The organism is Thermoflexibacter ruber (genome assembly GCF_900113045.1).
Lineage (GTDB): Bacteria > Bacteroidota > Bacteroidia > Cytophagales > Thermoflexibacteraceae > Thermoflexibacter > Thermoflexibacter ruber.
Window position 1 is genome coordinate 123,531 of sequence record NZ_FONY01000011.1, and the last position, 6,251, is coordinate 129,781.

The 6,251-nt window shown below is 37.5% G+C and carries 5 protein-coding genes and 1 pseudogene; 4 read left to right on the plus strand and 2 right to left on the minus strand.

Annotation, left to right across the window (positions count from 1 at the left end):
* Position 1 precedes the first annotated feature (1 nt).
* Positions 2-1,102, minus strand: coding sequence for a mechanosensitive ion channel family protein (locus BM141_RS07970; RefSeq protein ID WP_091543572.1), 1,101 nt, complete (start codon positions 1,100-1,102; stop codon positions 2-4).
* 214 nt (positions 1,103-1,316) lie between these two features.
* On the opposite strand from BM141_RS07970, the gene eboC reads away from it, so the two are divergent.
* On the plus strand, positions 1,317-2,261 hold the full coding sequence (gene eboC / locus BM141_RS07975; protein WP_091543573.1) for a UbiA-like protein EboC: 945 nt from the start codon (positions 1,317-1,319) through the stop codon (positions 2,259-2,261).
* A gap of 46 nt (positions 2,262-2,307) precedes the next feature.
* Positions 2,308-2,766, plus strand: coding sequence for a hypothetical protein (locus BM141_RS07980; protein ID WP_091543576.1), 459 nt, complete (start codon positions 2,308-2,310; stop codon positions 2,764-2,766).
* On the opposite strand, the gene BM141_RS07985 is transcribed toward BM141_RS07980, so the two are convergent.
* Positions 2,752-5,055, minus strand: a complete 2,304-nt coding sequence (locus BM141_RS07985) for a sensor histidine kinase (protein WP_091543579.1) — start codon at positions 5,053-5,055, stop codon at positions 2,752-2,754. The genes BM141_RS07980 and BM141_RS07985 overlap by 15 nt on opposite strands.
* 180 nt (positions 5,056-5,235) lie before the next feature.
* Between BM141_RS07985 and BM141_RS07990 the strand changes: the two genes are divergently transcribed.
* A complete protein-coding gene (locus BM141_RS07990) occupies positions 5,236-5,931 on the plus strand; it encodes a mannosyl-3-phosphoglycerate synthase (protein ID WP_091543581.1) in 696 nt (231 codons plus the stop codon).
* A 105-nt stretch (positions 5,932-6,036) separates the two neighbouring features.
* Positions 6,037-6,251: pseudogene (locus tag BM141_RS22865) on the plus strand (IS982 family transposase); the annotation flags it as partial.

Consider the following 6,251-nt stretch of genomic DNA (forward strand, 5'->3'; position numbering starts at 1 on the left):
TTTATTTTAAATCTTGGTATAAGTTAGCCAATAGCTCATCTTTGGCATAGCTGTTTAGTTCTATTTGGCGAATCGGTTTGGCGATTTTGATGTTATGCTTCCTAAATTGCTTGTAAATCTCTAAAAATATTTCTGTACGTACCGCGGCATGTGCTTCATGTGGATTGACATAGTACCTGAACTTTACTAACAGAGCATGCTCTGTCATAGTATCAAACGAAATAGCACATACATTGGCAACTTTGGGGTTGGCAAGGACGATTTCTCTCAAAATGTCAAAGGCAAAAGCGAGTTGTGTTTCATCTACTTCGTAAGAAATAGGAATAATGGTTTCCTCAGTGATGCCTGCACCTTCTGAATAGTTTTCTATGGTTGTATTTACTAAGTCAGAGTTAGGAATAGTTACCAAAGTGCCTTTATCGGTTCGGAAGCGAGTGCTTCTGATACCCACTTCCTCTACTTTAGCTCGATAGCCTTTTACCAAAATCCATTGATTGGCAGAGAAAGGTCGGTCTGCCACAATGGTAACTCCTGCAATAAAATTGGCTAAGGTTTCTTTTGCGGCTAAGGCAAATGCCAAACCACCTATACCCAAACCTGCAATCAAAGTATTCAAATCGTAGCCAGCATTATCCGCAGCGATAATAACTGCGACTATCCAAAGCGTAATTCTAATACTTTTTCTGAATAAAGGTAGGATATGGTCGTCCAAATCAGAGCGTGTTCTACTTGTCCATGGTACAGCATACTCTTGGATTAGGGCATCACTCAGGCGAGCAGTGAACCATGTGGCATTAAAAATGATAAGAATATAATAAGCCCTATGAATCCAATTATTTACCTCTGCTGGGGTTTGTAAGATAGAAATTGCATACCAAATCCCTGCCAATACGATAGCAAGTACGACAGGCTCTTCCAACATATCTATCAGAATATCATCTAATTTGCTTTTTGTTCTGTGAGTAATTCGCTTGATTACCTTGGAGAAAAACCAATAAATAGCCTTACCAAAAAGCAAGGAAACAATGATAATAGCTCCTGCAACTAACCAAGTAAATAAAGTATTACCATAAAAGGCTTTACTGAAAAACTCTTCAAACATAATAAGGGAGTAAGGGATATTTCAAAAAATTGGTAACGATGTCAGACTGCTGACTTTAAAATAACAAGCATCTATGATAATTTATATTTTTGAGATGCTTATAGGCAATAATACGAAAAATAGTTGATACAGGTAGAAAAATTACAAAGAATTTATGTTTTTAGAAGATTCTCAGTAAGTTTATGCCTAAAATTGATGTAAAACTAAAAACCGTATGGAAGCAGAAGATACAAGGTCTATTAAACCATACCTACAACTCATGCGTCCTGCCAATATCATTACTGCGATTGCAGATATTTTAGCGGGGATATCCGTAAGTTTTTATTCTCCTTTTGCAACCGTAGTAGGTTCTGTCCTCCATGATTTTTGGAGAAGTTTCCGAATGACTTTTGCCTTACTCGATGTTTTTGCTTTGGTTATTGCTACAATAGGGCTTTATGGAGGGGGAGTCGTCTTAAATGATTACTTTGATGCAGACTTAGACAAGGTAGAGCGTCCAGAAAGACCTATCCCAAGCGGAAAAGTCCCCAAAGAAAATGCCCTATTTTTAGGAGGAGGTTTATTACTGATAGGAGTAATATTTGCCTTCAAGGTTTCTTGGCTAAGTGGTGTAATAGCTCTTGCAATAGCTTTGTTAGCAGTATTTTATGATTACAAAGGCAAGCACATCGTTTGGTTTGCCCCTTTGAATATGGGGCTTTGCCGAGGTGGCAATCTTTTGTTAGGAGCGAGTATTCTTTCTAATAATGTGTATTCCTATTGGTGGTTGGCTTTTATTCCTGTGGTATATATCTCTGCGATTACCCTGATTAGCAGGGGAGAGGTGCATGGCGGCAATAAAAATACTCTACTCAAAGGCTTGGGAATGTACCTCGTAGTGATAGGGGCTTTGGGGGGCTTGCTGTATTTTTCCAGACATCCTTATACGGTGATTCCCTTCTTTTTTCTTTTTGCGTATTTTATTTTTCCCCCATTGATGAAGGCGATAGACCAACCTAAACCTGCCAACATTCGACAAGCAGTAAAGAGTGGGGTCATTTCATTAATCCTATTGAATGCTACCTTAACGGTGATTTTTTCTAATATTTGGTTCGCATTGCTTGTCTTAGCTTTGTTACCTATATCCAGAGGATTAGCTAAAAAATTTGCTGTTACATAGCTATTTTCGGATTATCTTAACAATTATGTTTAGTATAAGATAAGTTATGAGTACGGAACTAATCAAATATCTCACTGTTTTTGCTTGGACAATGGTCAAGTTCATTTTTGGACCTGTTTTGTCTGCTCTTTTTAATATTTCTTTTCTCCCCGCAGTGCTTCTTACAGTAGGGGGTATGATGGCTTCGGTTGTTCTTTTCACTTTTGCGGGTAGGGCAATTCGCCATTGGTGGCTATTAAAATTTCAACAAAATCGTATTTTATTTACTCCTAAAAAAAGACGCATGGTGCGAATCTGGAGAAAATACGGAATCTGGGGGGTGGCGGCGCTTACACCCTTGATTTTTACTCCCATAGGTGGAACGATGATAGCCGTTTCTTTTGGAGAAAAAAAGCACAAAATTCTTTTAACCATGTTCATAAGTGCTATTTTTTGGGCGTTGGTATTCTGTAGTCTTATTGTGATTTTAGGGAAGGAAGTCTTTTTACACTTAACGGGGCATTAACAACTCTCTATATTTTTCTTCATTGCAAGCCCTGAGAGCATTTTCTAAATGCCTTTTCCAAAGTATAATTTCCTGATTATAAGGCTTTACTTGGTCTAAAACATTCTTTACATCGCTGTACTCATAGACTGTAAATTTACGAAGTTCGGATAGATAGGGCAAAAGGTAGGTTTGAGAGGTATAGGAAAGAGATATTTCTATGGCATTTTCTACAATTAGTTCACTCTCGGCACTTTCTACAGCCGAAATCCCTTGCGGAAGGGTAAACCAAAAAGTCGCTCCTTGGTGAGGTTTTGAGATGACATCTATCATGCCGCCGTGTGCCTCTACAGCCATTTTGCAAAAAGTAAGCCCCAAACCCGTAGAGCGAACCTCGCCCGATTTGCGTTCTTTTACTTGGCTAAATTTATCAAAGATATGAGGAATCTTATCAGGGGCAATGCCCTCGCCTTGGTCAGCAATAGCAAGCAAAACAAAATTGGCAGGAGGAGAAACCTCTTTTAAGGTAGAGAAGAGTGTAATTTTACCATTATTAGGTGAAAACTTGATGGCATTGGTTAAAATATTGACCAATACTCGCGTCATAATCTCAAAATCAGCTTTTACGTAAAGGGAAGGCGAAATAAGGCTTTCTACCGTCAAAGATTTACGTTCTATTAATAACTTTACCTCTGAGAGTGCTTGCCTAACAATATTTTGTAAGCGATAATCTGCCAAGTTTAGCCCAAACTGTGCCTTTTCAAACTTCTGCACATCTAAGATATTTAAGACCATGTTGAGCATTTGCTTACCTGCTTGTATCACTTCCTCTTTTTCTCCCAAGCCCAAAATCGTATTGAGTGGATTTTTCAAGTCGTGTACTATCATGCTTGTTAGTCCTTCTTTGAAAGTGTCCAGTTCTTGCATTTTCTCGTTAGCAATTTTAAGTTCTTCGGCTTGGTTGCTAATTTCCTCTTTCTGAATTTTAGTAACAATTACGGTCTGGTTAAGTTGCTCATTGATTTGGTTCAACTCCTCTATCACGCTATTGAGCTTAGAGGCTCGTTCATTAATTTTGGTTTCTAAAATCTGGTTCTGCTCCTGCACAAGTCGCAAGTTTTCGCTTTGTACTTTTTCTTTTTCTGCTTTCAACAAATTGATTTTATAAGCCAAAGCAAAGGAAAGTACTATCAATTCCCAAGCCGAGCCTAAGTGCAGGAAATAGTCTGCTATGGTGGAAAAATAAGGAATTACTCCTTTGCCTACTAAAATGTGTGCGGTTAGCCCTATCTCAAGCCCAACAAAAGCAACAAGATAAAAAAGTGCAGGTTTGTATCCTTTGCGATAAATGAGAAAAGCTACTGCTAAATAAAGATAAACAGGCAAAAGCGCACTTAACTGCAAAGAAATAAAGCTAAGATGCCTATAACCTAATAGAAAAAGTATTGCATTGGTCCCTGACCAAATTACTACTCCCCAAACGACCTTCGCCGTCCAAGGATAGTATTTTCTAAGCTGTAAAAAGTGCATGGCGAAAATACTGCCAAGAGCAATAGAAATGACGGAGATAAGAGTGGCATACTGCCGTATCCAACTATCTAAATAATCACCTACAAGATAAGCTGTAAATCCCTGCGTATGACTGTAAGCAAGGGCAAAAGTAAGGCTAAACCCAACATAATAGAGATAAGAAATATCTCGAATATTAATGAATAGGAAAAAGTTGTAAACAAGCATCACAAACACAATCCCAAAGTAGAGTGCGTTCCACCATACCCTTTGGTCATTATAATCAAATAATGCTTGCAATGTCCCTACCTTAATATCCAGCATTAGGGTCTCATCATCTAAAAGGCGAAGATAAACGTGCTGAGTGTTAGTGGGGAGTTCAAAGATAAAAGAGGCAGACTGAATTTCTTTGATAGCATGATAGTTAGCCGTAGAAAACTGCTTTTGCTTGACTAATTTGTTGTGTATATCAAAGGCATAAAACTCGACGCTATCCATAGAAGGATTGGTCAGTTGGAGAAAGCATTTTTCTTCTACAAGGCTCTGTACAGGGATTTTTACCCAAACGGCTGCGGTAGTAGTAGCAAGCGCAGGTACATCTGACTGAGCAGGAACAAATTGCTCTTGGAACGGCTCTAAAAGTAGGTCGTCTATGCTTACTTGCTTGCTTTTATCCTCTAACAAAAGCATATTCCTTCCTACATTTACTATTTCCGCTTTTTTATCTATGACTACATTCTGAGCAATAATAGAAGAAGAAAGGAAGAAAAAAAATAAAAAAACGATACCCACCCTCAGCATTGCCTTTTCTGATAAATTTTAATTTGCTATACTTTAACTTTCAGTCAATTTTTTGCACTCAAAAATAAAGATTTAAAATTAAAATTGTTAAGATTTAATCTTTTGTGAGGTCTTTGTTTAAGAAAAAATGAGTAGTTTTGGTAAATTTAGGTAAGCATACACCCAAAAATTTCTTATTTCATGCGAATAGAACTACCAAGAGAAGCAGAACGCTTTGGCTCTAATCTTTTTTACGGCGTGCAGAAAATTTACGAATTGGACGCTGGCAGTAGCCAAGACACCGAGTTTTCAAGCCCTTTCCATGTAGTACAAAAAGTGCCTGCTGAGAAAATCTATGAGATTGAAAGCCAAATGGCTATCATCATTCCGATTAAAAACGAACGGCTTAAACTTTTAGAAGGCGTACTTTGTGGGATTCCTCATGCCTGCCTGCCTATTGTGGTGTCTAATAGCACCCGAGAACCTACTGACCGTTTTCGCATGGAGAGTAACGCCATAGATAACTATTGTCGCTTTGCTAAAAAACGCTATGTCATTGCACATCAAAAAGATACTGCCTTAGCCTATGCTTTTCAGAAAACAAGCTATGCCAACATTTTGGACGAAGAAGGAGTTATCAAAAACGGAAAGGCAGAGGGAATGATAGTAGGCATACTATTGGCAAAGCACTTTGGGAAAAAATACATAGGCTTCATAGATGCAGATAATTTTTTCCCTGGTGCCGTTTACGAATACATCAAAATCTACTCCTCTACGCTTGCCTTAGCAAACTCCAATTATGCCATGACGCGCATCCTTTGGCATAGCAAACCAAAAGTCATAGATTCACACTTGTTTTTTGCCAAGTGGGGACGAGTTACACGCATTACTAATTAACGTGAGTTATTGAGGTAATTGCTTAAAAGTCAATTTTTTATGATAAAAAATGTTCAATATTAATAAATATAGTATATTTGAAAATTACACTAATCAAAGAATACTATGTACTTAATATTGAACACAACAAAACTAATAGAAATTTACATTACTTGTGATGACTTTGCTAAAAAATTTGAACAGTATCAATTAAGTCAAGGACAAGTTGTACCACAAGAAAAAATGTCTTGTTCAGAAATCATGGCAATTGTGATTTATTATCATATATCAGGCATGAAATGTTTCAAATATTACTATCAAAGTATTATTAAAGGCTATCT